Source organism: Melaminivora alkalimesophila, from assembly GCF_000282995.1.
Lineage (GTDB): Bacteria > Pseudomonadota > Gammaproteobacteria > Burkholderiales > Burkholderiaceae_C > Melaminivora > Melaminivora alkalimesophila.
The window spans coordinates 1-1,005 of the sequence record NZ_ALEE01000386.1 but is presented as its reverse complement, the minus strand read 5'-3'; the positions used below and the strand labels follow the sequence as shown (position 1 = coordinate 1,005).

Annotated in this window: 1 protein-coding gene and 1 pseudogene; one reads left to right on the top strand and one right to left on the bottom strand. The window is 74.4% G+C overall.

Annotated elements, in window-relative coordinates; translation table 11 throughout:
* Positions 1-564, top strand: a 564-nt coding sequence (locus A612_RS07460; protein ID WP_241209530.1) for an OB-fold nucleic acid binding domain-containing protein, incomplete at its 5' end; no start/stop codon positions are given.
* A gap of 24 nt (positions 565-588) precedes the next feature.
* Here the strand turns inward: A612_RS07460 and A612_RS17365 are convergent.
* Positions 589-1,005, bottom strand: a pseudogene (locus tag A612_RS17365) (hypothetical protein); the annotation flags it as partial.

Below are 1,005 nucleotides of genomic sequence, written 5' to 3'. Positions count from 1 at the left end.
CGTCATCCCCTGACCCACCAGTGCCGGCAGATGTGGGACGCCGCGGCCCAGCTGGGCGCGCAGGGATTGCTGCGGGCGGCGCCGGTACACGAAGATGCTCCTGCCCTGGCACCTGCCCCCGAGGGCGAGGACATCACCCTGGACTATGCGGCCACCGGACTGACGCTGCGCCGCCATCCCCTGGCGCTGCTGCGCGCGCGGCTGCAGCGCATGGACGTTCGGACGGCCCTGCAGCTGCGCGCGCTGCCGCAGGGTCGCCAGGTGCGGGCCTGCGGCATCGTCACCGTGCGCCAGCGCCCGGGCTCGGCGGGGGGCACGCTGTTCCTCACCCTGGAGGACGAGACCGGCCCGGTGAACGTGATCGTCTGGCCCACGGTGCTGGCGCGCTGGCGCGAGCCGGTGTTGCGTGCGCGCCTGCTGGCGGTGCAGGGGCGCTGGCAGCGACAGGACGAGCCCGGTTCTGGCACGGCCGTGTGCAATCTGGTGGCCGAGCGCTTCCTCGATTGCACGCCCCTGCTCGGGCGCCTGGCGCAGGTGCTGGGGGGCAGCCGCGATTTCCACTGAACCGCGCCCCTCGGCGCCTTCGCCTCACTCCCCCAGGGCGCCCAGCTGGCGACGCCAGAACGGGGGCAGCAGGTCCACCAGCGGGGTCGGCTCGCGCTGCAGGGCATGGGCGGCGACCGGACTGCCGAAAGTGGGGATGGACGAGCTGGCGTCGGCGCGCGCGAGCTGCTGCATCCAAGCGACGTCCACCCCGCCTCCCGGGGCCGGACGGGAATAAATCAGGGCCAGCATCCGGTGGGCCTCGGCGCTGCCGCGCTGCTCGGCCAGGCGGTAGAAGCGGATCGCCTCGACGAAGTTCGCCGGCACGCCCTCGCCACGATGGTACCTGTGGGCCTGCGCCAGGGCGGCGGCCGCGCTGGCATCGCCTGCCGCCTGGGCGTCTGCGCTGTCGTGGCCGGGCGTGCGGCCGCGTTCCTGCAGCTGGCGGCGATTGGCGGCCGC